General features: G+C 71.4%; 22 protein-coding genes. 12 read left to right on the plus strand and 10 right to left on the minus strand.

The features are described 5' to 3' along the window. Window positions 1-232: 232 nt before the first annotated feature. Both CCN35_RS09650 and CCN35_RS09655 read left to right on the plus strand, forming a co-directional pair. Window positions 233-1,246, plus strand: coding sequence for an ATP-binding cassette domain-containing protein (locus CCN35_RS09650; RefSeq protein WP_086792285.1), 1,014 nt, complete (start codon window positions 233-235; stop codon window positions 1,244-1,246). Next, window positions 1,243-2,094: an ABC transporter permease gene (locus tag CCN35_RS09655; protein ID WP_169721345.1), complete on the plus strand. Its 852-nt coding sequence runs from the start codon at window positions 1,243-1,245 to the stop codon at window positions 2,092-2,094. The genes CCN35_RS09650 and CCN35_RS09655 overlap by 4 nt, the downstream gene beginning before the upstream one ends. A 110-nt stretch (window positions 2,095-2,204) precedes the next feature. Here the strand turns inward: CCN35_RS09655 and greA are convergent, their stop codons facing one another. Beyond that, window positions 2,205-2,702: a transcription elongation factor GreA gene (gene greA / locus CCN35_RS09660; RefSeq protein WP_067397259.1), complete on the minus strand. Its 498-nt coding sequence runs from the start codon at window positions 2,700-2,702 to the stop codon at window positions 2,205-2,207. Between the two features lie 201 nt (window positions 2,703-2,903). After that, the gene (locus CCN35_RS09665) at window positions 2,904-3,302 is read right to left on the minus strand and encodes a DUF4307 domain-containing protein (protein ID WP_086792287.1); all 399 of its coding nucleotides are present in this window, start codon (window positions 3,300-3,302) and stop codon (window positions 2,904-2,906) included. Between the two features lie 214 nt (window positions 3,303-3,516). Here CCN35_RS09665 and mca point away from each other — a divergent pair, with 214 nt between their 5' ends. The 3 genes from mca to CCN35_RS09680 all read left to right on the plus strand — a co-directional run bounded on the left by mca (window position 3,517) and on the right by CCN35_RS09680 (window position 7,008). After that, complete coding sequence (mca, locus tag CCN35_RS09670) at window positions 3,517-4,395, plus strand: mycothiol conjugate amidase Mca (protein ID WP_086792289.1); 879 nt, start codon at window positions 3,517-3,519, stop codon at window positions 4,393-4,395. Window positions 4,396-4,401: 6 nt separating this feature from the next. Then, window positions 4,402-4,647: a hypothetical protein gene (locus CCN35_RS09675; protein WP_079129850.1), complete on the plus strand. Its 246-nt coding sequence runs from the start codon at window positions 4,402-4,404 to the stop codon at window positions 4,645-4,647. 327 nt (window positions 4,648-4,974) lie between these two features. Then, window positions 4,975-7,008 carry a thioredoxin domain-containing protein gene (locus tag CCN35_RS09680; RefSeq protein WP_169721346.1) on the plus strand — a complete coding sequence of 678 codons (2,034 nt, stop codon included), beginning with the start codon at window positions 4,975-4,977 and terminating at the stop codon, window positions 7,006-7,008. A 70-nt stretch (window positions 7,009-7,078) separates the two neighbouring features. On the opposite strand, the gene CCN35_RS09685 is transcribed toward CCN35_RS09680, so the two are convergent. The 3 genes from CCN35_RS09685 to trhA all read right to left on the minus strand — a co-directional run bounded on the left by CCN35_RS09685 (window position 7,079) and on the right by trhA (window position 9,408). Beyond that, entirely contained in the window at window positions 7,079-7,810 is a 732-nt protein-coding gene (locus CCN35_RS09685) for a Mut7-C RNAse domain-containing protein (RefSeq protein WP_067397264.1), read from the minus strand. A gap of 44 nt (window positions 7,811-7,854) precedes the next feature. Then, complete coding sequence (locus CCN35_RS09690) at window positions 7,855-8,592, minus strand: TetR/AcrR family transcriptional regulator (RefSeq protein ID WP_342748586.1); 738 nt, start codon at window positions 8,590-8,592, stop codon at window positions 7,855-7,857. Window positions 8,593-8,694: 102 nt separating this feature from the next. After that, window positions 8,695-9,408 (minus strand): PAQR family membrane homeostasis protein TrhA, encoded by a 714-nt coding sequence (trhA, locus tag CCN35_RS09695; protein ID WP_086792296.1) that lies wholly within the window; start codon window positions 9,406-9,408, stop codon window positions 8,695-8,697. Window positions 9,409-9,705: 297 nt separating this feature from the next. Here trhA and CCN35_RS09700 point away from each other — a divergent pair, with 297 nt between their 5' ends. Further along, window positions 9,706-11,538: a phosphoenolpyruvate carboxykinase (GTP) gene (locus tag CCN35_RS09700; RefSeq protein WP_086792297.1), complete on the plus strand. Its 1,833-nt coding sequence runs from the start codon at window positions 9,706-9,708 to the stop codon at window positions 11,536-11,538. A 335-nt stretch (window positions 11,539-11,873) separates the two neighbouring features. On the opposite strand, the gene CCN35_RS09705 is transcribed toward CCN35_RS09700, so the two are convergent. Next, on the minus strand, window positions 11,874-12,290 hold the full coding sequence (locus CCN35_RS09705; RefSeq protein ID WP_067397268.1) for an SCO4983 family protein: 417 nt from the start codon (window positions 12,288-12,290) through the stop codon (window positions 11,874-11,876). 111 nt (window positions 12,291-12,401) lie between these two features. Beyond that, window positions 12,402-13,613, minus strand: coding sequence for a pyridoxal phosphate-dependent aminotransferase (locus CCN35_RS09710; protein WP_067397269.1), 1,212 nt, complete (start codon window positions 13,611-13,613; stop codon window positions 12,402-12,404). 219 nt (window positions 13,614-13,832) lie between these two features. On the opposite strand from CCN35_RS09710, the gene CCN35_RS09715 reads away from it, so the two are divergent. Then, window positions 13,833-14,723 (plus strand): S1 family peptidase, encoded by an 891-nt coding sequence (locus CCN35_RS09715; protein ID WP_067397270.1) that lies wholly within the window; start codon window positions 13,833-13,835, stop codon window positions 14,721-14,723. Window positions 14,724-14,750: 27 nt separating this feature from the next. On the opposite strand, the gene CCN35_RS09720 is transcribed toward CCN35_RS09715, so the two are convergent. Both CCN35_RS09720 and CCN35_RS09725 read right to left on the minus strand, forming a co-directional pair. Continuing rightward, window positions 14,751-16,394, minus strand: a complete 1,644-nt coding sequence (locus tag CCN35_RS09720) for an N-acyl-D-amino-acid deacylase family protein (RefSeq protein ID WP_067397271.1) — start codon at window positions 16,392-16,394, stop codon at window positions 14,751-14,753. A gap of 40 nt (window positions 16,395-16,434) precedes the next feature. After that, on the minus strand, window positions 16,435-17,754 hold the full coding sequence (locus CCN35_RS09725) for an amino acid deaminase (protein WP_086792298.1): 1,320 nt from the start codon (window positions 17,752-17,754) through the stop codon (window positions 16,435-16,437). A 143-nt stretch (window positions 17,755-17,897) separates the two neighbouring features. Here CCN35_RS09725 and CCN35_RS09730 point away from each other — a divergent pair, with 143 nt between their 5' ends. From CCN35_RS09730 to CCN35_RS09745, 4 genes are all read left to right on the plus strand, one after another. Then, window positions 17,898-18,974 carry a sugar kinase gene (locus CCN35_RS09730; RefSeq protein WP_245863094.1) on the plus strand — a complete coding sequence of 359 codons (1,077 nt, stop codon included), beginning with the start codon at window positions 17,898-17,900 and terminating at the stop codon, window positions 18,972-18,974. After that, a complete protein-coding gene (locus CCN35_RS09735) occupies window positions 18,971-19,732 on the plus strand; it encodes an IclR family transcriptional regulator (RefSeq protein WP_086792300.1) in 762 nt (253 codons plus the stop codon). Before CCN35_RS09730 ends, CCN35_RS09735 begins: the two co-directional genes overlap by 4 nt. Continuing rightward, window positions 19,729-20,157 carry a RidA family protein gene (locus CCN35_RS09740; RefSeq protein WP_086792301.1) on the plus strand — a complete coding sequence of 143 codons (429 nt, stop codon included), beginning with the start codon at window positions 19,729-19,731 and terminating at the stop codon, window positions 20,155-20,157. The genes CCN35_RS09735 and CCN35_RS09740 overlap by 4 nt, the downstream gene beginning before the upstream one ends. A gap of 70 nt (window positions 20,158-20,227) precedes the next feature. Then, window positions 20,228-20,857: a hypothetical protein gene (locus CCN35_RS09745; protein WP_086792305.1), complete on the plus strand. Its 630-nt coding sequence runs from the start codon at window positions 20,228-20,230 to the stop codon at window positions 20,855-20,857. Between the two features lie 260 nt (window positions 20,858-21,117). Here CCN35_RS09745 and CCN35_RS09750 read toward each other — a convergent pair whose 3' ends face one another. Then, window positions 21,118-22,827, minus strand: a complete 1,710-nt coding sequence (locus tag CCN35_RS09750; protein WP_086792302.1) for a chitinase — start codon at window positions 22,825-22,827, stop codon at window positions 21,118-21,120. 502 nt (window positions 22,828-23,329) lie between these two features. Here CCN35_RS09750 and CCN35_RS09755 point away from each other — a divergent pair. Continuing rightward, a complete protein-coding gene (locus tag CCN35_RS09755; protein WP_086792306.1) occupies window positions 23,330-24,145 on the plus strand; it encodes a hypothetical protein in 816 nt (271 codons plus the stop codon). The last annotated feature ends 13 nt before the right edge of the window (window positions 24,146-24,158 follow it).

Consider the following 24,158-nt stretch of genomic DNA (forward strand, 5'->3'; position numbering starts at 1 on the left):
CCGACCCGCCGGCCGACCGGTCCACGGGCGGCAGAAAGCCCAGGTCACGGCCGTGCGCGCCCCTGTCTGCCACAGCCTCGGGAAAACCCCTTGGAAGAACGCGATACATCGCGTTATGGTGTGTGTCGCGTCTCGTGGATGTGCGCGGACGTCGCGCAGAAAAATTCCGGGCGGAACGCAACCTGTCTCTCTAGGCTTTTCCGGCAATCCCCTATTGACGTGGAGATCCCTTATGCCAGGCGCCATCTACGCCGAAGGGCTGGTGAAGACCTTCGGTGATGTAAGAGCTCTGGACGGCGTCGACCTCGATGTCCCCGAGGGCACGGTGCTCGGACTGCTCGGGCCGAACGGCGCGGGCAAGACCACCACCGTCCGCTGTCTGACGACCCTGCTGCGACCCGACAGCGGCAAGGCCGTCGTCGCCGGCCTCGACGTGCTCAAGCAGCCCAATGAAGTGCGGCGTTCCATCGGCCTGTCCGGTCAGTTCGCCGCGGTCGACGAGTATCTGACCGGCCGGGAGAACCTCGAGATGGTCGGCCGGCTCTACCAGATGAGGCCCCGCGCGGCGAAGGAGCGGGCCGCCGAGCTGCTGGAGCAGTTCAACCTCACCGAGGCCGCGGACCGGCCCGCGAAGACCTACTCCGGCGGCATGCGCCGCCGGCTCGACCTGGCGGCGGCGCTCGTCGTCTCCCCGCCGGTGATGTTCATGGACGAGCCGACGACCGGCCTCGACCCGCGCAACCGCCAGCAGCTGTGGGACGTCATCAAGGAGCTCGTCTCCGGGGGGACGACCCTGCTGCTGACCACCCAGTACCTGGAGGAGGCCGATCAGCTGGCGCACGAAATCGCGGTCGTCGACCACGGCCGGGTCATCGCCCGCGGCACCTCCGACCAGCTCAAGGCCCGCACCGGCGGCGAGCGCGTCGAGGTCGTCGTGCACGACCGCGCGTTCATCTCCACCGCCTGCGAGGTGCTGCGCGGCTTCGGCACGAGCGACGCCACCGTCGAGGAGCACACCCGCAAGCTGACCGTGCCGGTCACCGGCGGGGCCAAGCTGCTGGCCGAGATCATCCGCGAGCTGGACATCCGCGGGATCGAGATCGACGACATCGGGCTGCGCCGCCCCACGCTCGACGACGTGTTCCTGTCCCTCACGGGCCGCGTGGCCGAGGCCACGGACGAGGAGAACGGCGCGGAGAGCGCCGCCGCAAGAGACCGCCGGCGCGAGAAGGAGACCGTCAAGTGAGTGCCGTCACCGACAGTGTGCGCATCGAGCCGTCCGGCAACCCCGTGATGCAGTCCCTCCGGGACTCGCTGGTCGTCACCAAGCGCAATCTGATCCGCATGACCCGGATCCCCGAGATGGTCATCTTCGGGCTCATCCAGCCGGTCATGTTCGTGGTGCTGTTCAGCTATGTGTTCGGCGGCTCGATCCAGGTCGGCTCCACCGCCTCCTCCGAGAGCTACCGCGAGTTCCTGATGGCCGGCATCTTCGCCCAGACCGTCACGTTCGCCACGGCGGGCGCGGGGGCGGGCATCGCCGACGACATGCACAAGGGCCTCATCGACCGGTTCCGCTCCCTGCCCATGGCGCGCGGCGCGGTGCTGACCGGCCGCACCCTCGCCGACCTGGTGCAGACGACGCTCACGGTCGTCGTCCTGGCGCTCGTCGCCCTGATCGTCGGCTGGCGCACGCACGAGAACATCGGCAAGGTGCTCGCCGGCTTCCTGCTGCTCCTGCTGCTCGGCTACGCGTTCTCGTGGATCGGCGCGCTCATCGGCCTGTCCGTGCGCACGCCCGAGGCGGCGACGTCCGGCGGTCTGATCTGGCTGTTTCCGCTGACGTTCATCTCGAACGCGTTCGTGGACGCGAACCAGATGCCGACCGTTCTGCGGCACATCGCGGAGTGGAACCCGTTCAGCGCCACCGTCCAGGCGTGCCGTGAGCTGTTCGGCAACATTCCCCCGGGCTTCCGGACGCCCGAGGCGTGGCCCATGCAGCACCCGATCCTGGCCTCGGTGATCTGGTCGCTCCTGATCATCGCGGTCTTCCGTACGCTCGCGGTCCGCAAGTACCGCTCGGCCTCGGCATGAGGCACGGCGACGGCGGAAGGGCCGGCAAACCGGCCGGAGCATGAGGGAACCCCCGGCGCACAGGCGAGGCGCCGGGGGTTCACCAGAAGGGGCGGCGGGTGTGTGCGGGCTCAGCCCTTGTACGGCTCGACACTGAGGATCTTCACCGAGGCGGTCTTTCCGTTGGGCAGCTCGTACTCCACGGTCTCGCCGACCTTGTGGCCCATCACGCCGGAGCCCAGCGGGGACTGCGGCGAGTAGGTCTCGATCTCGGAGCTGGCGTATTCGCGCGAGGCCAGCAGGAAGGTCAGCGTGTCGTCCTCGTCGCCGTCGAAGGCGATCGTGACGACCATGCCCGGAGCGACGGTGCCCTCCTCGACCGGCGGCGAGCCGACCCTCGCGTTCTCCAGGAGCTGGGTCAGCTGGCGTACGCGGAGCTCCTGCTTGCCCTGCTCCTCCTTGGCCGCGTGGTACCCGCCGTTCTCACGCAGGTCCCCTTCCTCGCGCGCTGCCGCGATCTTGGCGGCGATCTCCGTGCGCGCAGGACCAGTAAGGTAGGCAAGCTCTTCCTTGAGCTTGTTGTACGCCTCCTGGGTCAGCCAGGTGACGTTCTCGCTGGTCTGGGTCACAGGTGCTCCTCGTCGGTACTGGGTATACAAAAGCATCGCCCTACCCAGAAGGATGTTCCCTCTTGGATGGGCGAAACCACGAGCCTAACAACCCCCGCTTCAAAGGGGGAGGACATAAGCCACAAGACCTACGTCAACGCAGGTCGACGCCCCTCTATTCCGGCCCGTCCGGATGCGCCGACCGACGTACCGGGCGGCGCGTCAGTCGGCATGGCAGCCCACCAGCTCCGCTGTCGCGCCCCGTGTCGTCGTCCGCAGCGTGACCACGGTGTCGATCCGTGCGGCCCGCTGGTCGAAGCGGAAGTCCGCCCGTCCGACCTCGCTGCCGTCGACGGCCCGTGAGCGCAGGGTGCAGTAGCCGCGGACGTCGGCGTCCTTGTGGACCTCCAGCTGGATCCGCATCGCGTCCTGCGAGGTCTCGAAGGAGACGACCTGCCCGCTGATCTCGTTCCGGCCGACGTAGTGATAACCGAAGTAGCCGATCAGGGCCAGCAGGGCCGCGCCCAGAACGGCGCCCACGATCTTGAGCCCGCGGTCGTCGCGCTCGCCCGGGGAGCGGCCGTAGCGGCCCTCGGGCGGCCTGGTGCTCACCGTACTCATGATCGTCCTCTCGGCCGGGGCGGAACCCGTGTCCCGCGGGGGCTCCCAGGGGTGCAACCCGGAATTATTCGACCCCCGATTCGGTCACTATAGAAGCCCACGCACGACTGCCCGACCGCCACCCCGGGACGATGGACCCGACGGCGTACCCGTGGGGCGGCACCGTTGACTGCCCGCTTGCACCGGGCACCGACCTGATCTTGAGGACTGAGCCTTGACCGAGCAGTTGAGACTGATGGCCGTGCACGCGCACCCCGACGACGAGTCGAGCAAGGGGGCGGCCACCATGGCCAAGTACGTGTCCGAGGGGGTGGACGTGCTGGTGGTGACCTGCACGGGCGGAGAGCGTGGCTCCATCCTCAATCCCAAGCTGCAGGGGGACAAGTACATCGAGGAGAACATCCACGAGGTACGCCGCAAGGAGATGGAGGAGGCCCGGCAGATCCTCGGCGTCAAGCAGGAGTGGCTCGGCTTCGTCGACTCCGGGCTGCCCGAGGGCGACCCGCCGCCCCCGCTGCCCGAGGGCTGCTTCGCCCTGGAGGACGTCGACAAGGCGGCCGGTGAGCTGGTGCGCCGGATCCGCTCCTTCCGTCCCCAGGTGATCACCACCTACGACGAGAACGGCGGCTATCCGCACCCCGACCACATCATGACCCACAAGATCTCGATGGTGGCCTTCGAGGGAGCCGCGGACGCCGAGAAGTACCCGGTGGAGGAGTACGGCCCGACGTACCAGCCGCTGAAGCTGTACTACAACCAGGGCTTCAACCGCCCGCGCACCGAGGCGCTGCACAAGGCCATGCTGGACCGCGGCCTGGAGTCCCCCTACGGCGAGTGGCTCGAGCGCTGGGAGAAGTCCGGCCGCAAGGACCGCACGATCACCACGCACGTCCCCTGCGCCGACTTCTTCGAGATCCGCGACAAGGCGCTGATCGCCCACGCCACGCAGATCGACCCCGACGGCGGCTGGTTCCGGGTGCCGCTGGAGGTCCAGAAGGAGGTCTGGCCCACCGAGGAGTACGAGCTCGCGAAGTCCCTCGTGGCCACCTCGCTCCCCGAGGACGACCTCTTTGCGGGCATCCGGCAGTCCTGAGGGACAATGCCTGGCATGAGCGCAAGCGCGAACACGGCAGTGACGCACCTCGTCCCCCTCGCCGAGGTCGACCCGAACAAGGTCACCCCCGGCGTTCTCGGGTTCATCGTCTTCGCCGTGATGGCCCTGGCCGTGTGGGGCCTGATGAAGTCCATGAACCGCCACATGAACAGGGTCGACTTCAAGGAGGAGCCGGAGGCGGAGACGTCGTCCGGCGCCCCCGCGGCCGATCCCGGGGCCCAGCAGAGCTGACACCGGGCGGTGCCGCCCGCACCACCCGGCCGGCGCCGCTCCCCTCGTCGCCTTCCGCGCACCTTTCGCGCCGGACGGCCCGGCACCGTGCCCGGACGCCGGGCCCGCCTGCCGGCCCGCCTTTCGGCTCATGCCCCGCCGCCCGGCAGTCGGCGGGCCCCGGGAGCAGCCCTCCGGCTTCCCGTCGCGCAGCCGGTGACCGCCGCGGGCGGGCCGCGACGAGAAGGCGTGGCCGGGTGCGCACATGCCCTCCCGGGACCCGCACGGGACGCCGTGCGGTGATCACGTTCCGTACCCGGCGGGGGACCGGTGAGGCAGGATGGAGGCATGCCGAACCGACTGGCCCATGAGACCTCTCCGTACCTGCTCCAGCACGCCGACAACCCGGTCGACTGGTGGCCATGGTCGAAGGAGGCCTTCGCGGAGGCGCGCAGGCGCGGGGTCCCCGTGCTGCTGAGCGTCGGGTACAGCAGCTGTCACTGGTGCCATGTCATGGCTCATGAGTCCTTCGAGGACCCGGACACGGCCGCCGTCATGAACGAGCACTTCGTCAACGTCAAGGTCGACCGCGAGGAACGGCCCGACGTCGACGCGGTGTACATGGAGGCCGTCCAGGCGGCGACCGGACACGGCGGGTGGCCCATGACCGTGTTCCTGACGCCCGAGGCCGAGCCGTTCTACTTCGGTACGTACTTTCCGCCCGTGCCCCGGCACGGGATGCCGTCGTTCCGGCAGGTGCTGGAGGGCGTGCGGCAGGCGTGGGAGACCCGGCGGGAGGAGATCGCCGACGCCGCCGCGAGGATCGTGCGGGACCTGGCGAACCGGGAGCTCGACTACGGCGCCGCACAGGTCCCCGGCGCACCGGAGACGGCGCAGGCGCTGCTGGCACTGACCCGGGAGTACGACGCGCGGCGCGGCGGTTTCGGCGGGGCGCCGAAGTTCCCGCCGTCGATGGTGCTCGAGTTCCTGCTGCGGCACCATGCCCGCACCGGCTCCGAGGGGGCCCTGCAGATGGCGCAGGACACCTGCGAGCGGATGGCCCGCGGCGGCATCTACGACCAGCTCGGCGGCGGCTTCGCCCGGTACTCCGTGGACCGGGACTGGGTGGTGCCGCACTTCGAGAAGATGCTGTACGACAACGCCCTGCTGTGCCGGGTCTACGCCCATCTGTGGCGGGCCACCGGTTCGGAGTTCGCCCGCCGTGTCGCCCTGGAGACCGCCGACTTCATGGTGCGTGAACTGCGCACCGAGGAGGGCGGGTTCGCCTCGGCCCTGGACGCCGACAGCGACGACGGGACCGGCAGGCACGCCGAGGGCGCCTACTACGTGTGGACCCCGCGGCAGCTGCGGGAGGCCCTCGGGGAGCAGGACGCCGAACTCGCCGCCCGGTACTTCGGCGTGACCGAGGAGGGCACCTTCGAGCACGGCGCCTCCGTGCTGCGGCTGCCGCAGCAGGAGGGCATGGCCGACGCCGGGCGGATCGAGTCGATCAGGCGCCGGCTGTTCGAGAAGCGGGCCGAGCGCCCCGCCCCCGGCCGGGACGACAAGGTGGTCGCCGCCTGGAACGGGCTCGCGATCGCCGCCCTCGCCGAGACCGGCGCCTACTTCGACCGTCCGGACCTGGTGGACGCCGCGACCGCCGCCGCCGACCTCCTGGTGCGGGTGCACATGGACGAGCACGCCGCGCTGTGCCGCACCAGCAAGGACGGCCGGCCCGGCGCCAACGCCGGGGTGCTGGAGGACTACGCCGACGTGGCCGAGGGCTTCCTCGCCCTGGCCTCCGTCACCGGCGAGGGGGTGTGGCTGGAGTTCGCCGGGCTGCTCCTCGGGCATGTGCTCACCCGGTTCACCGACCCGGAGACGGGTGCCCTGTACGACACGGCCGTCGACGCCGAGCAGTTGATCCGCCGCCCCCAGGACCCCACCGACAACGCCACCCCCTCCGGCTGGACGGCGGCCGCCGGCGCCCTGCTCGGCTATGCGGCCCACACGGGCTCCGAGGCCCATCGCACCGCCGCCGAGAAGGCGTTGGGCGTGGTCCGGGCGCTCGGTCCGCGCGTCCCCCGCTACATCGGCTGGGGGCTGGCCGTGGCCGAGGCCCTGCTCGACGGACCGCGCGAGGTGGCCGTCGTGGGGCCGTCCCTCGACGACGAGGCGGCGAAGGCCCTGCACCGTACGGCACTTCTGGGCACCGCCCCCGGTGCCGTCGTCGCCTGCGGCACCCCGGGGAGCGACGAGTTCCCCCTGCTCGCCGGCCGGCCGCTCGTCAACGGCGAGCCGGCCGCCTATGTCTGCCGCGACTTCACCTGCGACGCCCCGACCACCGACCCGGACCGTCTGCGTGCCGCCCTGAGCGGCTGAGCCGGGCCCGGACGACCCCGGGCCGGACAAGCCCCCGGTCCGGGACAGGCCCGGGACGGGGGCGGCGGGGTCACGTCCGGTCGGCGTACCCGGCCAGGGCACGCTCCACGATCGCCTCCAGCTGCTCGTGGTGGGCGCCCTTCCAGTAGGCGCGGCCGCAGTCGCGGCAGCGGGCGAAGACGTCGTAGGTGCGCCGTGTGCCGTGCTCCAGCTGGTCGGCCACCTCCTCCTTCGCGGCGTCCTCCAGCAGGCCGTTGCAGGCGGTGCACCGGGTCCAGGGGGCGAGAGCGGGGCGGAAGCGGTCGAGGACGTCGTGGAGCTGCTCGTCGGGGCGGGTGCTGTAGACGAAGGCGCCCGCCCACAGTTCGCGGCGGCGCAGCAGGCCCCGGTCACGGCTGAGCATGACGCGTTTCTCGGCGGCGGAGCGGGCGGCGAGGGCCGGGTCGCCGATGTCGGTCGACTCGTAGGCAGCGTCCACGCCCAGCAGACGCAGACGGCGGGCGAGGGTGCCCAGATGCACGTCGAGGAGGAAGCGCAGGGGAGCGCCGGGAACCTGCTGGGGGCGTGTCACGGCCCGCACCTGGACGGTCTCGTGCGCCCGGGGGACGTGCGACGCCGGCACCGTGCGGCCGTCCACCACCAGTGCGCCGACCTCGGTGAGCGGCACGCCCAGGGACTCCACGACGTGACCGAGCGTCGAGACGCCGTCGGTGACGACCGGGGTGGCGCCGTGGCGCCGGGAGTGAGGGACGAACAGATGCAGGCCGGGGGCGAACTCGACGCGGATCTCGGGACCGTTCACCCGGCCAGGATGGCACGGGCGCGGGACCGGGACCCCAGGTTTTCTCAGGACCGTGCTCCCCGGGCCCTTCCTCGGGCCTCGTGCCCGGACTTCTCCCCGGACTCCTCCCGGGCCTCGTCCCCGGGCTTCTCCCCGGACTTCTCCCCGGACTTCCTTCCGGAGCCGGCGGTGGGCAGCCCGTGGTCCAGGACCTCCAGGGCGCGCTCCACGAGGGCGTCCGGTTCGTCCCGGTGCCCGTGCTCGGCCCAGTACAGGGCGGCCTCCAGCAGACCGCTCACGAGGGAGGCGGCGAAGACCCGCATCTCCAGGCCGTCCTGGTCCAGCCCGGTGCGGGCCGCGACCGCCCGGCGGACGAGCCGGGCGGTGTCCGACAGCTTCTCCAGCATCCGGGCGCGGACCGCGGGCACTTCGGCGGCCAGCCGGGCGCGCAGCCGGGCCGCCCCGGGCTCCTCGCCCGTGCTCGGCGCGAGCGCCTGGCGCATCGCGTGCCGCAGCGAGTCCGTCCACGGCTCGTCCGCGGGCCGGTCCCGCAGCTCCTCCAGCAGGGCCGAGCCGAACGCGTCCATGAGGACGATGTCCTCCTTGGCCGGGAAGTACCGGCAGACGGTCGACGGCGACACCTCGGCACGGTCGGCGATCTGCTCGATCGTCGTGGCGTCGTACCCCTGCTCCTCGATCAGCGCGTAGGCCGCCGAACGGATCGCCTGCCGGGTCTTGAGCTTCTTGCGCTCCCTGAGCCCCGTCGAAGGACGGTCGGCGGGGACGGGACGTGCGGCGGTCATGGGCGTCATTGTCCTTGTCCGCCGAGGTGCGGGCCATGCGCGGGACGCCCCGCGGCCTTTTTCGGCACGGCGACGGGAGGGGCCTGCGGGAGCGGGCGACGGCTATGCGTGCTGGTACGCCACCAGGGAGATCCCCACGTAGTGGACCACGAACGCGGCCAGCGTGAAGGAGTGGAAGACCTCGTGGAAGCCGAACCAGCGCGGGGAGGGGTTCGGCCGCTTGATGCCGTAGACGATGCCGCCCGCGCTGTAGAGGACGCCGCCGACGACCACCAGGACCAGGACCGCGACGCCGCCGGTGCGCAGGAAGTCGGGCAGGAAGAAGACGGCCGCCCAGCCCATCGCGATGTAGCAGGGGGTGTAGAGCCAGCGGGGGGCGCCCACCCAGAAGACGCGGAAGACGATGCCGGCGACGGCCGCGGCCCAGATGCCCCACAGCAGCCACTGGCCCTTGGCGCCGGGCAGGAGCAGCAGGGTCAGCGGGGTGTAGGTGCCCGCGATGATCAGGAAGATGTTCGCATGGTCGAGCCGGCGCAGGATGCCGGTCATGCGCGGCCCCCAGTCGCCCCGGTGGTACAGCGCGCTGACGCCGAAGAGCAGGCAGGCGGTGAGGACGTAGATCCCGCAGGCGATCCGCCCGCGGGGGGAGACGGCCAGCGCGGTGAGGGCCAGCCCCGCGACGAGCACGGCCGGGAACATGCCCAGATGCAGCCAGCCGCGCAGCTTCGGCTTGACCGGATGCGGGAGGGAGAGCTCGACCGGGCCGCGGTCGGCAGCCGGTGTGTCCAAGGGCGTGTCGGAGACGGAGGCTGTCATGCGCGCATCGTACCTACGGAACCGTAAGTTGCCTGTCAGTGCCGGACAGTTGCCGCGCTGATGCGGGGAACGCAAAAAGTCTTTCACCGAGACCCCAAGCAGACGCAAAGAATCCGCAAAGAGGCAGGGAAACCGTGGGGTTCGTCACGCTGCTCACTTGTGCGCCCCTCTGGACAGATGGGCGCTCTCGTCGGATGATCAAATGAGTGCGGTCGGTACCGGATGAGCGCTACGAGGCATCCGGGCCGTGGCCCCCACGGGGCGACAAGGTCAAAAAACCCTCACTTAGGAGCGATCGTGGCGCGCGACAACGCGGCTCCCCCCGTCATCCCCACCCAGCACAAGGAACTGATCTCGTGGGTCAACGAGATCGCCGAACTGACGCAGCCGGACAGCGTGGTCTGGTGTGACGGGTCCGAGGCCGAGTACGAGCGGCTGTGCGAAGAGCTCGTCCAGAAGGGAACCTTCCGGAAACTCGACCCGATCAAGCGCCCCAACTCCTACTACGCGACCTCGGACCCCTCGGACGTGGCCCGTGTCGAGGACCGGACGTTCATCTGCTCCGAGAAGGAGGAGGACGCCGGGCCGACGAACAACTGGATGGCGCCCGCCGAGATGCGGGAGATCTTCCAGGGCAAGGACGGCAAGGGCGGCATCTTCCGCGGGGCGATGCGGGGCCGGACGATGTACGTCGTCCCCTTCTGCATGGGGCCGCTGGGCTCGCCGCTCTCGGCGATCGGTGTGGAGATCACCGACTCCGCCTATGTCGCGGTGTCCATGCGCACCATGACCCGCATGGGGCAGGCGGTGCTGGACGAGCTCGGCGACAGCGGCTTCTTCGTCAAGGCCGTGCACAGCGTCGGCGCCCCGCTCGAGCCGGGGCAGGAGGACGTCCCCTGGCCCTGCAACTCGACCAAGTACATCTCGCACTTCCCCGAGGACCGCGAGATCTGGTCGTACGGCTCCGGCTACGGCGGCAACGCCCTGCTCGGCAAGAAGTGCTACGCCCTGCGCATCGCCTCCGTCATGGCCCGTGACGAGGGCTGGCTGGCCGAGCACATGCTGATCCTCAAGCTCACGCCCCCGCAGGGCGAGGCCAAGTACGTCGCCGCCGCCTTCCCGAGCGCCTGCGGCAAGACCAACCTGGCCATGCTGGAACCGACGATCCCCGGCTGGACGGTGGAGACCATCGGCGACGACATCGCGTGGATGCGGTTCGGCGAGGACGGCCGGCTGTACGCGATCAACCCCGAGGCCGGCTTCTTCGGTGTCGCCCCCGGCACCGGTGAGCACACCAACGCCAACGCGATGAAGACGCTGTGGGGCAACGCGATCTTCACCAATGTCGCCCTCACCGACGACGGCGACGTGTGGTGGGAGGGCATGACGGAGGAGACCCCGGCCCACCTGACCGACTGGAGGGGCAACTCCTGGACCCCGGAGTCCGGGACGCCCGCCGCCCACCCCAACGCCCGCTTCACGGTGCCGGCCTCGCAGTGCCCGATCATCGCGCCGGAGTGGGAGGACCCCAAGGGCGTGCCGATCTCGGCGATCCTGTTCGGCGGCCGCCGGGCGAGCGCGGTGCCGCTGGTGACGGAGTCCTTCGACTGGAACCACGGCGTGTTCCTCGGTGCGAACGTCGCCTCCGAGAAGACGGCCGCCGCCGAGGGCAAGGTCGGCGAGCTGCGCCGCGACCCGTTCGCCATGCTGCCGTTCTGCGGCTACAACATGGGCGACTACATGGCCCACTGGATCGACGTGGCCAAGGGCAAGGACCAGTCCAAGCTGCCGAGGATCTACTACGTCAACTGGTTCCGCAAGGACGACGAGGGCAGGTTCGTCTGGCCCGGCTTCGGCGAGAACAGCCGGGTGCTGAAGTGGATCGTGGAGCGGCTGGAGGACAGGGCCGAGGGTGTGGAGACCCCCATCGGCATCCTGCCGACCAAGGAGGCCCTGGACACGGAGGGTCTGGAGCTGTCCGACGAGGACCTCGAGTTCCTGCTCACGGTCGACAAGGACGTGTGGCGCGAGGAGGCCGCCCTGATCCCCGCACATCTGAACACCTTCGGCGACCGTACGCCCAAGGAGCTGTGGGACCAGTACCGCGCGCTCGTCGAGCGCCTGGGCTGACGGGGCCGCTTCACCCCCGCCCGATCTCCGCGGCCGGCTCGACCGACGTGCCCTGACCGCTCCGTTGCCCGGCCGGCCGCGGTGTCTGCCGGGAGGCCGGGTGCGCACAACGGCGTGCGCACCCGGCCTCTTGGGCGTGCCGCAGCGGTTTTCCGCTGTGCGGACTTCGCTGCTTCTTCTGCTTCTTCCGTGTTCTTTCCCCGGTTCTTCCGTGCTCTTCCCCGGCCGGTGGCGCCGCGCCGCCGGTGCGCACGGCAGAGGGCGCCCGGTCCGCGCGTCGCTGCGGTTGCACGCGGACCGGGGCCGATCGAGGAGCCCGTGCCGGCTGGATGGGGTCAGCCGGCGTGGCTCAGTTTGCGCTGCTTCGCCCGGGCCGCCGCATGGGCGTCCATGCGTTCGGCCGCCAGGATCGCCACGGTCGTGTCGGCGCGGGAGGCGGCGACGACGAGGGCGCGGCCGGCGAGGGCGTGGGCCCGTTCGTGCAGGGCGGCGGGGTCGGAGCCGGCGGCCACCGGTGCCGGGGTGCGGACCGGGGCATGGCCGGAGCGCAGCCGGGACACCTGCTCGGCGAGCCGCTCGGCCGCCTCGTCCAGGTCGGGGGAGGGTTCCAGGCCGCGCAGTTCGTCCGTGACGGCGAGCAGTGCGGAGAGATGGCCGGCGAGCTGGATGTCCAGCTCCTCCTCGCGGGAGCGGTGCGGGAAGCCGGAGGAGGCACCGGCCGTCGGGCGCCCGGAACGGATCGGTTCGTACATGGGATGGCCTCCTGTGCTCTGACAGAAGTCATCCTAGCTTAGAACTTGTCTAAGATTGAGGGTGTTCGCAGAAGCGGTCCGGGCGTGCACCGGGAGTGAGCTTCCGGGACGTCAGAACTGACTGTAGCTCTCCAGGAAGTTCCCGATCCGCCGCACGGCGTCGCGCAGATCGGCGACCGTGGGCAGGGTGACGATCCGGAAGTGGTCCGGCTCGGGCCAGTTGAAGCCGGTGCCCTGGACGACCATGATCTTCTCACGGCGCAGCAGGTCCAGCACCATCTGCCGGTCGTCCCTGATCTTGAAGACCGCGGGGTCCAGGCGCGGGAAGAGGTACAGCGCGCCCTTCGGCCGTACGCAGGTCACGCCCGGGATCTGGGTGAGCAGCTCGTAGGCGGTGTCCATCTGCTCCTTCAGCCGCCCGCCCGGCAGCACCAGGTCGTTGATGGACTGCCGTCCGCTGAGCGCGGCGACCACGCCGTGCTGCCCCGGCATGTTCGCGCACAGACGCATGTTCGCCAGGACCGTCAGGCCCTCGATGTAGGAGTCGGCGTGCGCACGCGGCCCGGAGATCGCCATCCAGCCGACCCGGTAGCCGGCCACCCGGTACGCCTTGGACATGCCGTTGAAGGTGAGGGTCAGCAGATCCGGGGCGATCTTCGCGGTCGGGGTGTGCGTGGCGCCGTCGTAGAGGATCTTGTCGTAGATCTCGTCGGAGCAGACCAGCAGGTTGTGCCGGCGGGCGATGTCGGTCAGCCCCTTGACCACGGCCTGGTCGTACACCGCGCCGGTGGGGTTGTTGGGGTTGATGATCACGAGCGCCTTGGTGCGGTCGGTGACCTTGCGCTCCACGTCGGCGAGGTCCGGCATCCAGTCGGACTGCTCGTCGCAGCGGTAGTGGACGGCCGTGCCCCCGGCCAGGGAGACGGCGGCGGTCCACAGCGGATAGTCCGGCGCCGGCACGAGGACCTCGTCGCCGTCGTCCAGCAGCGCCTGCATCGCCATCACGATCAGCTCGGAGACGCCGTTGCCGATGAAGACGTGCTCGACGTCCGTCTCGATGCCGAGGGTCTGGTTGTGCATGACGACCGCGCGCCGTGCGGCCAGCAGGCCCTTGGCGTCGCCGTAGCCGTGGGCCGTGGCGACATTGCGGAGGATGTCCTCCAGGATCTCCGGCGGGCACTCGAAGCCGAATGCGGCCGGGTTGCCCGTGTTCAGCTTGAGGATGCGGTGACCGGCAGCCTCCAGCCGCGTCGCCTCCTCGAGCACCGGGCCCCGGATCTCGTAACAGACGTTGGCGAGCTTGGTCGACTGGATCACCTGCATGTCAGGGAGCTTACGACTGGGTAACGCCCCATGGCGCGTGTTTTCCGCCACGTGAGACATCCGCGTGTCGGCGCGTGCCGCCGCGGCGGCGGCAGGGAAGGCCCTGCGGCCTGGTCGGGCGCCCTTGTTCCCCCGCCCCTCCGATCTGACAATGTTCATGACAATAAAGCGGGCGGCTGGAAGTCTTCCGGCCGCCCCCGTCGTCGGAGGGGACCCCACATGAGAAAGCCTCTCGTCGCCGCCCTGCTCGCCCTGGTGACCGCCGGGGCCGGTGCGGCACCCGCGGCCGCCGCGCCCGCCGCACCCGCGCCGGGCGGCACGGCCTCGGCGCAGAAGGAAGCCGGCGCACTCCCCGCCCGGCAGGCCGCCGCCCCCGCGGCCGTCGACTTCGCCGGCACCGTCGCCCTGAGCAACTGCTCCGGCTCGGTCGTCCGTCTCCCCGGCTCCGCGGACGGCGACCCGGCGCTCGTGCTCACCAACGGCCACTGCCTGGAGACCGGCTTCCCGGCACCCGGACAGGTCCTGGTCGACCGGTCCTCCAGCCGCACCTTCGGCCTGCTCGACTCGGCCGGCACCCGTGTGGCGACGCTGCGGGCGGACCGGATCGTGTACGCGACCATGACCGGCACGGACGCCGCGCTCTACCGGCTCACCAGCACCTACGCACAGATCAGGAACTCCTACGGCATCGACGCGCTGACCCTGGACGACACCCGTCCGGCCGCCGGCACCGCCATCAAGGTGGTCTCGGGGTACTGGAAACGGATCTACAGCTGCGCCATCGACGGCTTCGTCCACCGTCTGAAGGAGGGCGGCTGGACCTGGAAGGACTCCGTCCGCTACACCCCCGCCTGCGACACGATCGGCGGCACCTCGGGCTCGCCCGTCGTCGACGCCGCCACCGGCAGGGTCGTCGCCGTCAACAACACCGGCAACGAGGACGGCGCCCGCTGCACCGTGAACAACCCCTGCGAGGTCGACGCGGACGGCACCGTCACCGTCCGCCGGGGCATCAACTACGCCCAGCAGACCCACCAGATCCCCGCCTGCTTCGCCTCCGGCAACAGGCTGGACCTGAACCGGAGCGGCTGCACCCTGCCCAGGCCGTAGTCCGCTCACCGGGGCGGGCGGCCGTGTTCAGGTCCGGCGGACCGCCCGTCCCGCCAGGACGTCCGTGCGCCGCCCGTCCTCGATCACGAACCGGCCGTCGATCAGGACGTACGGAATCCCCGTCGGCAGCGCGCGCGGCTGCTCGAAGGTCGCCCCCGGTGCGACGGTGGCCGGGTCGAACAGGACCAGGTCGGCCCGGTGGCCCTCGCGGACCACTCCCCGGTCCGGCAGCCGCAGCCGGGCCGCCGGGCGCCCGGTCAGGTGCGCGACGCACTCCTCCAGCGACAGCACGCCCAACTCCCGTACGTACCGGGCGAGATAGTGCGGGAAGGTGCCGTAGGCCCGTGGATGCGGACGGGCGCCCTGCAGGATGCCGTCGGAGCCCCCGGTGTGGACGCGGTGGCGCATGATCTCCCGCACGTTCTCCTCGTGGCCGACATGCTGGAGGACCGTCGTGCCGAGCCGGTCCTCGATCAGCAGCCGGCGGGCCGTGGCCCACGGGGCCTCGCCGCGCCGGTCCGCGCACTCGCGCACCGTGCGGCCGACATACCCGGCCAGCGAGGGATCGGTGACACCGGAGATCTCGACCGTGTCCCACTCCACCGGCACGCCATGGCAGCCGTCGGAGCCGGTCACCTCCAGGTCGTGACGGATCCGCTCGGCGACGGTCTCGTCGGCGAGCCGGGCGAGAAGGGCGTCCGGGCCGCCCTCGCCCGCCCAGCTCGGCAGCAACGCGGCCAGGGTGGTGCAGCCGGGGGTGTAGGGATAGGTGTCGAAGGTGATGTCGGCGCCGGCGGCGAGCGCGTCGTCCAGCAGCGCCAGCAGCTCGGGCGCGCGGCCCTTGTTGGGGGCGAAGTTCAAGGTGGCGTGCGCCAGGTGCAGCGGGCAGCCCGCCTCGCGCGCGAGGGTCACCACCTCCTCGTACGCCTTCAGCGCCCCGGCCCCGTAACTGCGGTGGTGCGGGCACCAGTAGCCGCCGTGGGCGGCCACCACCCGGCACAGCTCGGTCAGTTCGGCGTCACTGGCGTACATCCCGGGCGTGTAGGTGAGCCCCGACGACATGCCGACGGCACCCTGCTCCATGCCCTCGGCGACCACCTGCCGCATCCGGTCCAGCTCCTCCGGCGTGGCCTCGCGGTCCTCCCAGCCCACGACGAGCGCGCGGACCGTGCCCTGCGGGATCAGATACGCGGCGTTCACCGCGATGCCCCGGCCGTCGAAGCCGTGGTCCAGCCGGTCCAGGTACTCGCCCACCGAGCGCCAGTCGAAGTCGACGTCGTCGCCGGGGCCGTTCCAGCCGGTGATCGCCCGGCGGACCTCCTCCAGGGTGCGGTCGTCGACCGGCGCGTACGACAGCCCGTCCTGCCCGACGACCTCCAGCGTGACGCCCTGGGCGGCCTTCGCACTGTGGTCGGGATCGCTCAGCAGGGCCAGGTCGCTGTGGGCGTGCATGTCGATGAAACCGGGGGCCAGGACCAGGCCCTCCACATCCATCTCCCGTCTGGCCCGCGGGCGCTGGCAGCCCGCCGCCGCGGCCTCCTTGACGATCGAGACGATCCGGCCGTCCTTGACCGCCACATCGGCGCGGTAGGAGGGAGCGCCGGTGCCGTCGACGACCTCCGCGTCCCGGAGGACGAGATCGGCGAAGTCGGCGAAGTCGACGGGATCCATGGGGACACCTCCTGTCCCGAGAGCCTTCCGAGGCGGGCCCTCAGAAAAACGTGCGCATGCAGTCGACCACCGTGCCGTCCGCCTCCACCACCACGATCAGCGGCCACTTGTCGAAGACCGTGCACGGGTGGGACAGCCCCAGCCCGATCCAGTCGCCGACCTCCACATCCGCCGCGGGGCCGGTGCTCAGCCAGGTGTGCTGGTCGGACAGGCCGGTGACCCGGACGTCCGTCGCCGGGCGCTCGACGCCGTCCCGGCGCACCACCTGGGCGAGGGGCAGATGGAGGTCGTGGGCCGCGTCCCGCTTGCCCGCGTTGGCGAAGGCCTGGTCGGGAGAGGGCCGGGAGACGACCTGCGCCCACAGCCGGAAGGCGGCCTCCAGGGCGCCCTCCTCCGGGACGCGGCGGAACGGCGTGAGCTCGCGGTAGTGGCCGTCGTCGTGCGAGACATACGCCCCCGAGCGCAGCAACTTCAGCACCGGCAGGGAGAGTTCGGGAATCTCCGCGAACACCTCGGCCACCACGTCGAACCAGGCGCTGCCGCCCGCGCTCACCACGATCTCCCCGGCCCGCGCGAACCGCCCGGCCGCGTCGAGGTCCACGGCGAGCGCGACGAGCCGGCGCAGCCATGCGCGCACCCGCTCCGGGTCCGCCTGCGGGACCTCGCCCTCGTACCCGGCGACCCCGACGAGCCGCAGGGTGTCCGTGGCCGCCACCGCGTCGGCCACCGCCGCGCACTCGGCCTCGGTGCGCGTCCCGGTCCGCGCGCCCTGTCCGGCGCCCAGCTCGACGACCACGTCCACCGGGCGCGCGGTTCCCTTCAGGGCCGCGTCCATCAGCTCCACTCCGCGCACGGAGTCGACACAGCAGACGAAGCGGAAGTCCGGGTCGGCGGCCAGCTCGGCGGCGATCCGGCGCAGGGCGGCCGGGTCCACCAGCTCATTGGCCAGGAAGATCCGCTCGATGCCGAACGCCCGCGCCACCCACACCTGGTGGGGCACGGCGAGGGTGATTCCCCAGGCGCCGTGCCCGATCTGCCGGTGGAAGAGCTGCGGGGCCATGGAGGTCTTGCCGTGCGGGGCGAAGGCGAGCCCGTGGCGGGCCGTGTACGCCTCCATCAGCCTCAGGTTGTGCTCCAGGCGCTCGGCGGACAGGGCGAGCACGGGGGTGGTGAAGCCGTCGGTGAAGAGGTTGCGGCGCTGGGCGGCCAGCTCGCCCAGGGTCAGGCCGTGGGCGTCCGGCGGGAGGCCCTTGAAGCGGTGGTCGACGCGTTCCTCGGCCAGACGGGCGAGTGCCTCGGTGCCCACGGAACCTCCCGGTCGGATCGGGGTGTTGCACTGTCTGCAACGTTCATTGCGCATGTCGCTCACCGCTGTCTAACATCCCGGCCGGACGGGGTCAATGAAGCCCACGACGAAGAGCCCGCGACCCGGACGACCCAGGAGCCACGAGCATCGTGACCACCGGCGGACCCCGCAAGGGCGGCAACGGGGCAGACGGCCCGGTGGACGACAGCACGGCCCCCGGGACGGACACCGGGGCGGGCCTCGAGCCGGTGGACGTCGTGACGCTCGGCGAGTCCATGGTCGCGTTCCTGCCCTCCCGTCCGGGCCGCCTCGCCGACGCACCGTCCTTCGAGCGGAGCATCGGCGGCGCCGAGTCCAACGTGGCCTGCACGCTCGCCGCCGCCGGGCACACGACGCGCTGGGTGAGCCGGGTCGGCACGGACGGCTTCGGTGATCACCTGCTGGAGGCGATCGGAGCGTACGGCGTCGACGTGACGGCCGTACGACGCGACCCCGACCGCCCCACCGGCCTCTACTTCCGCACGGCCGGCGACCGGGCCACCGACGCCCACGAGGTGGTGTACCACCGCGCCGGCTCGGCGGCCTCCGCGATGAGCGTCGGCAACGTCGGCGAGGCCGTGCCGTACTCCGGGCGCGTGCTGCACCTGACCGGCATCACGGCCGCCCTCTCCCCGGCCTGCCGGGACCTCGTACGCCACCTCCTCGCTCCCCGTCCCGGCCGCCCGCTCGTCTCCTTCGACGTCAATCACCGGCCCCTGCTGTGGCGCGGCAGGGACGACGCACGGATGCTGCTGGAGCTGGCACGGGGAGCGGACATCGTGTTCGTCGGGGCCGACGAGGCGCGCGCGGCCTGGGGACTGCACGACGCCCGGGCCGTCCGGGACGCGCTGCCCGAGCCGCGGACCGTGGTCGTCAAGCAGGGCGCGGACGGGGCGATCGCGTACGACAGGAGCAGCGGCGGCGCCGGCACCGCGACGTTCGTCCCGGCGCCCCGGGTGGACGTCGTCGCCCACGTCGGCGCCGGCGACGCCTTCGCCGCCGGGTTCCTCTCCGCCACCCTGCGCGGACTGCCCCTGCGCGACCGGCTCCGCCACGGCCATCTGACGGCCGCCGCCGCCCTCACCGTCCCCGGCGACCTCGCCGCACCCCCCGCCCGCGACCACGCCGACCGGCTTGTCGCCCTGGACGAGGCGGCATGGGGGAGACTTCGCCTCGGCCCCGGCTGGACGACACGAGCCGCGGCCGGGGACGACGAGGAGGTCCGCACGCCATGAGCCAGACCGTCGACCGCGCGCTGAGCATCCTGCCGCTGCTCGCCGAGGGCCCCGCCGACCTCGGACGGGTCGCCGGCCGCCTCGGGGTGCACAAGTCCACCGCCCTGCGGCTGCTGCGCACCCTGCACGAGCACGGCCTGGTCTACCGTCAGTCCGACCAGCGCTACCGCCTCGGCGCCCGGCTCTTCGCCCTCGCCCAGGAGGCGATGGAGAACCTCGACGTCCGGGAGATCGCCCACCCCCACCTCGTACGCCTCAACGAACAGTGCGGGCACACGGTCCATCTCGCGGTGCGCGAGGACAGCGAGGTGCTCTACATCGACAAGGTGGACAGCCGCTACCCGGTGCGCATGTACTCCCGCATCGGAAAGCCCGTCGCCGTCACCGTCGCCGCCGTGGCCAAACTGCTGCTCGCCGACCTGCCCGAGGCCGAGCGGCGCGCGGTCGTGGAAAAGCTCGACTACCCGATGTACACGGCCCGTTCGACACCGAACGCCGCCGCCTACCTCAAGGAGCTGGCGACGGTGCGCGAACAGGGCTGGGCCACCGACTTCGGCGGTCACGAGGAGTCCATCAACTGCGTCGCCGCGCCCATCCGGGGCGCCGACGGCCGGGTGGTCGCCGCGATGTCGGTCTCCGCGCCGAACGTCGTGGTCACCGCCGACGAACTCCTCGCCCTGCTCCCGATGGTGCGCCGTACCGCGGACGCCATCAGCGACGAATTCTCCGGCAGAACACCAGCGAAGGACCCGGCATGACGGACAAGGCCCCCACGGCACCCAAGATCGCGCTCGCTCCGAGGACCCACACCACCCCGCCCGCGAAGTTCTCCCACGGGGTGCGCAAGGGCAACATCCTCCAGGTCGCCGGCCAGGTCGGCTTCCTGCCCGCCGAGGAGGGCAGGCCGCCCACGCTCGCCGGCCCCACCCTGCGCGAGCAGACCCTCCAGACCCTCGCCAACGTCCGGGCGGTCCTGGAGGAGGGCGGCGCGACCTGGGACGACGTGATGATGCTCCGCGTCTACCTCACGGACGTGGACCACTTCGCCGAGATGAACGAGATCTACGACGCCTACTTCGAGGAGCAGGGCCTCACCCAGCCCCCCGCCGCCCGCACCACGGTCTACGTCGGTCTGCCCCCGGGCCTGCTCATCGAGATCGACGCGCTGGCGGTGCTCGGCTGACCGGGCCCCGTCACGGCGAAGTCGGGGGCTGGCTGTGTCCGCCGCGGGTCTGTCGACCATACTGCCCGCTGTGGAGCAGCGCATAGGTTCGAGCAGCCGGCCCCTGAAGGCCGAGCCCGTGACGGGCGCCGGGTTCGACCCGGCCTACATCCCCGGCCTCACCGCGCCCGCATCGGCGCAACCGGAGGACGCCCGGCAGCAGAAGACCGGGAAGCCGTCCGAGGCGGAGGACGCGCCCTCGCAGGACGCGGCGCCCGCCGAGGAGCCCGCCGAGGAGCCCGGCACAAAGGAGCAGTCCGAGGAGCAGCCCGTCGACGGCCCCGTGTTCGAGGCCGCCGACCGCCGGGCCCGTATCGTCGCCGACCACAGGGGCGTCCATCTGTCCCTCGACGACCAGGAGTGCGAGTTCCGCTGGGACGAGATCGCCGCCGTCGAGACGGCGACCTCCCGCTTCGGCAAACGGTTCACCGTCGTCGTCCACACCCCCGAGCAGCGTTGGTACCCGATCGAGATCGACGCTCCGGCCAGGTCGCGTTTCGCCGAGTGGGAGAAGCAGCTGGACGCGGTCCTGGACGCGTACTTCGAGGACGGCGAGGCAGAGGACAAGGGCGACAGGGGCGACAGGGACGAGAAGGACGGGGACGGCAGGAGCGAGGCGGACAAGGACACCGCGGACGAGTCGCCCGCCGCCGGCTCCTGACCCCGGCGGCTTCTGCCCCGGCGATTTCCGGCCCCGGCGGTGCCGGACCCCGCCGGGGACCGGGGTCCGGCACACGCCTTCAGCAGGCCGTCGCAGGGGCCGGTCGGCGTCACGGGCCGACAGCGGACGCACCCTGCGGTGGCGGCGCCACGACGACAGCCCTCCCGGCAACCCCCTTCACGGCCCGGAAGTGACGGGTGCCGCGCGGTGGCGCGGCACCCGTTCCCCGTGGGGGGACCGTGTGGGGGGACCGTCCTGTCTTACGGCAGGGCGTGCACGTGGGGGCCCACCGTGTTCGACCAGGTGTTGCCGGCCGCGGCGTCCCAGTTGGTGGACCAGGTCATGGCACCGCGCAGGTCCGGGTAGGCCCGGGGCGGCTTGAAGGAGCCGCAGTTGGTGAGCTTCGTCAGGCAGTCCAGGGCGTTGTTCACGACCGTGGGCGAGACGTAGCCGCTGCCCGCTCCCCTCGGGGAGGCGGGGACGCCCAGGCCGACCTGGGAGGGGGCGAGGCCGTTCTCCAGCTGGATGCAGGCCAGGGCGGTGAGGAAGTCGACCGAGCCCTGGCTGTAGACCTTGCCGTCGCAGCCCAGCATCGAACCGCTGTTGTAGTACTGGGTGTTGACGACCGTGAGGATGTCCTTGACGTTCAGCGCGGTCCGGAAGTAGGCGGCCGAGGTGGACTGCATGTCGATCGTCTGCGGGGCCATCGTGATGATCAGCGACGGGCCCGCCTTGGCCGACAGGGCGCGCAGGGCCTGGGTCATGTAGGTGGCGTTCAGGCCGTTCTCCAGGTCGATGTCGACGCCGTCGAAGCCGTACGTCTGCATCAGGGAGTACACCGAGTCGGCGAAGCGTGTCGCGGAGGCGGAGTCGTCGACCCTGACGGTTCCCTTCTCGCCGCCCACCGAGATGACGACCTTCTTGCCGGCGGCCTGCTTGGCCCTGATGTCCGCCTTGAACTGCTCGACGGTGTAGCCCCGCAGACCGGCGGTGTCGAGGTTGAAGGTGACCGCGCCCGGAGTGCTCGTGGCGTCGGCGAAGGCGACCGCGATGATGTCGTAGTGGGACGGGACGTCCGAGAGCCTCTGGACGGTCGCGCCGTTGTCGAAGTTCTGCCAGTACCCGGTCACCACGTGCTTCGGCAGGCCCGTGCCGCCGTTTCCGCCGCTCGTGGTGGTGCCGGTCACGGTCGCCGACCGCGGCGACTCTCCCGCCGCGTTGGTCGCGGTGACCTGGAAGGAGTACGAGGTGGAGGGCGCGAGCCCGGTCACGGTGGCCGTCGTGCCGGTCACCGCCGTGACCTTGGTGCCGTTGCGGTAGACGCTGTAGCCCGTCGCGCCCGAGACCGCGTTCCAGGCCAGGGAGACGGACGACGAGGTCGTGCCGGTCACCCTCAGACCGCTCGGCGCCGCCGGAACGGCCGGGGACGGGTCACCGCCGCCGCCCCCGTCGGGGCCGTACACCGAGACGTCGTCGGCGTAGTACGCCGCCTGCCCGTACCAGCCGTGCAGATACACCGTCACCGAGGTCGTCGAGGGGCCGGTGGTGAAGGTGGTCGACAGCTGCTTCCAGTCCGCCGAGTCCGGTGTCCACGTCGACACGTCCGTGGTGCCGGTGCCGGTCGCGCCCAGGTAGGTGTAGCCGCCCCGCACCCAGGCGCTCAGTGTGTACGTCGAGTCGGGCCGGACCGCCACCGTCTGGGTGCACTTGGCGTGGTCCAGTCCGGCCGGTGTGGCCTTCAGCGCGGCGGAGCCGCTGTGCACGGGGGAGGAGACGGTCGTACCGCTGTCGGCCGAGCACGTCCAGTTGCTCAGGCCCGACTCGAAGCCGGCGTTCTTGGCGTTGTTGACGTCCGCCGCCGAGGCCTGGCCGGTGACGGCGAGGGAGAGGGCGAGGGCGGCGGTGACGGCTCCCGACCACAGGCGCAGCCGCCGTCTGCGGGGTCCGGGCGTGCCTGGTGTGCGGTCCACTGAGGCCTCCTGTGGGGAAGAAGGGGCAGAGGAGGAAGGGGGAATCAGGGAAGAAAGAGGGAGGAAAGGGGAGTCGAGGGGGAGTCAAAGGGACAGCGGGGTAAGGGAGATGGGGAGGAGGGGGGACGGAGAAACGGTGGCCGCCGCTTGGTTGTACAAGTTGGTCCAGACCACTTTCCTTGTCAATAGGTCCAGACCAAATCCCCGTCAGGGTCCGCCGGGCCGCCCTCGCGCAGGGGGCGCGGACCGGCCGCCGGTGCGCTCCCCTTTGCTTCGGAAGCGCGGTGGGATGCTCGACCTGCCCCGTTTTCAGGTGACTTGTGCAGCGGGAGCCGGCGTTCGGCTGCGAAATCGTTGTTCTCCCTCGGTAGTGGCGTGGATACAGTGCTGGAAGAGTCACGCAGTGAAGTCACTTCGGTGCGCCGGGGGAACGACGGCACACCGACAGGCGTCGAACGGGGAGCAGCGCGTGTCAACTGCCATTGCCGTGACCAGTGCCGACATGGCGCTGCCCGCGCAGGACGAACGGACCGTGCCCGCCGTCGTCCTGCCGGACCTGGACCGCCGGCCGCTCGAGGAGACGCTGGACGGGATGCAGGCGCTGATCGACCACCACGGGTACGTCGTCGTCGTGTACTCGCGCGCCGTCCCCCAAGGGGTCGCGCGCCGCCTGCACACCATCCGCTCCCTGCTGGAGAGCGACCGCATCGCCCTGTTCCAGCCCGACCTGCCCCCGCTCGGACTGGCCGTCCTGGCCCGCCAGTTACGCCAGCTCGCCTCCTGCGACCTCGGCCCCGGCGTGCTCGCCTCGGCCGCCCGGCTGCTCACCCACTACATCCACTCCGGCGCGGTCCTCGGCTCCGTCGCCCGCCTCGACCACGTCCCCGTCGGCCTCAAGGCGCACGCCAAGTCCTGGGTTCCGGGCAGCCAGTTCGCCGTCGTCGCCCACCCCGAGCCGCAGCTCGTGCGGCTCGACTCCCAAGCCGCCCTGACCGGACCGGACTTCGCCACCTGGATGCTGGTGGCCAGGGGCCGGCTCCAGTCCGACTGGGTCGGCACCGCCCTCGCCCCCGCCTGGCGCGTGCAGGGACTGCACGAGGCCCTGCTCCCGGAGGAGTCCGCCACCTGGTGGGGGACCGGGAAGCTGATCGAGTTCTGCACCTATCTGCCCGACCTGTCGGTGCTCTACCAGCTCGTCACCTCGGTGCGCCGCAGCGCGTGCCACTGGTGCGGCATCGACGTCATCGGGGACCGCTGCGTCTTCTGCTCCGCCAGCCCGCCCGTCCACGAGAGCCCGGTGCCCACCGGGTTCGGGTGAGTCCTGAACCACC

Source organism: Streptomyces thermovulgaris, from assembly GCF_002155915.1.
Lineage (GTDB): Bacteria > Actinomycetota > Actinomycetes > Streptomycetales > Streptomycetaceae > Streptomyces > Streptomyces thermovulgaris.

Bases quoted from the DNA above. Each gene is read 5' to 3' on its own strand.
- CCN35_RS09650 (WP_086792285.1), top strand. From the start codon at position 233: ATGCCAGGCGCCATCTACGCCGAAGGGCTGGTGAAGACCTTCGGTGAT.
- CCN35_RS09665 (WP_086792287.1), bottom strand. From the start codon at position 3,302: ATGAGTACGGTGAGCACCAGGCCGCCCGAGGGCCGCTACGGCCGCTCC.
- CCN35_RS09675 (WP_079129850.1), top strand. From the start codon at position 4,402: ATGCCTGGCATGAGCGCAAGCGCGAACACGGCAGTGACGCACCTCGTC.
- CCN35_RS09680 (WP_169721346.1), top strand. From the start codon at position 4,975: ATGCCGAACCGACTGGCCCATGAGACCTCTCCGTACCTGCTCCAGCAC.
- CCN35_RS09690 (WP_342748586.1), bottom strand. From the start codon at position 8,592: ATGACCGCCGCACGTCCCGTCCCCGCCGACCGTCCTTCGACGGGGCTC.
- trhA (WP_086792296.1), bottom strand. From the start codon at position 9,408: ATGACAGCCTCCGTCTCCGACACGCCCTTGGACACACCGGCTGCCGAC.
- CCN35_RS09705 (WP_067397268.1), bottom strand. From the start codon at position 12,290: ATGTACGAACCGATCCGTTCCGGGCGCCCGACGGCCGGTGCCTCCTCC.
- CCN35_RS09710 (WP_067397269.1), bottom strand. From the start codon at position 13,613: ATGCAGGTGATCCAGTCGACCAAGCTCGCCAACGTCTGTTACGAGATC.
- CCN35_RS09715 (WP_067397270.1), top strand. From the start codon at position 13,833: ATGAGAAAGCCTCTCGTCGCCGCCCTGCTCGCCCTGGTGACCGCCGGG.
- CCN35_RS09720 (WP_067397271.1), bottom strand. From the start codon at position 16,394: ATGGATCCCGTCGACTTCGCCGACTTCGCCGATCTCGTCCTCCGGGAC.
- CCN35_RS09725 (WP_086792298.1), bottom strand. From the start codon at position 17,754: ATGCGCAATGAACGTTGCAGACAGTGCAACACCCCGATCCGACCGGGA.
- CCN35_RS09735 (WP_086792300.1), top strand. From the start codon at position 18,971: ATGAGCCAGACCGTCGACCGCGCGCTGAGCATCCTGCCGCTGCTCGCC.
- CCN35_RS09740 (WP_086792301.1), top strand. From the start codon at position 19,729: ATGACGGACAAGGCCCCCACGGCACCCAAGATCGCGCTCGCTCCGAGG.
- CCN35_RS09755 (WP_086792306.1), top strand. From the start codon at position 23,330: ATGGCGCTGCCCGCGCAGGACGAACGGACCGTGCCCGCCGTCGTCCTG.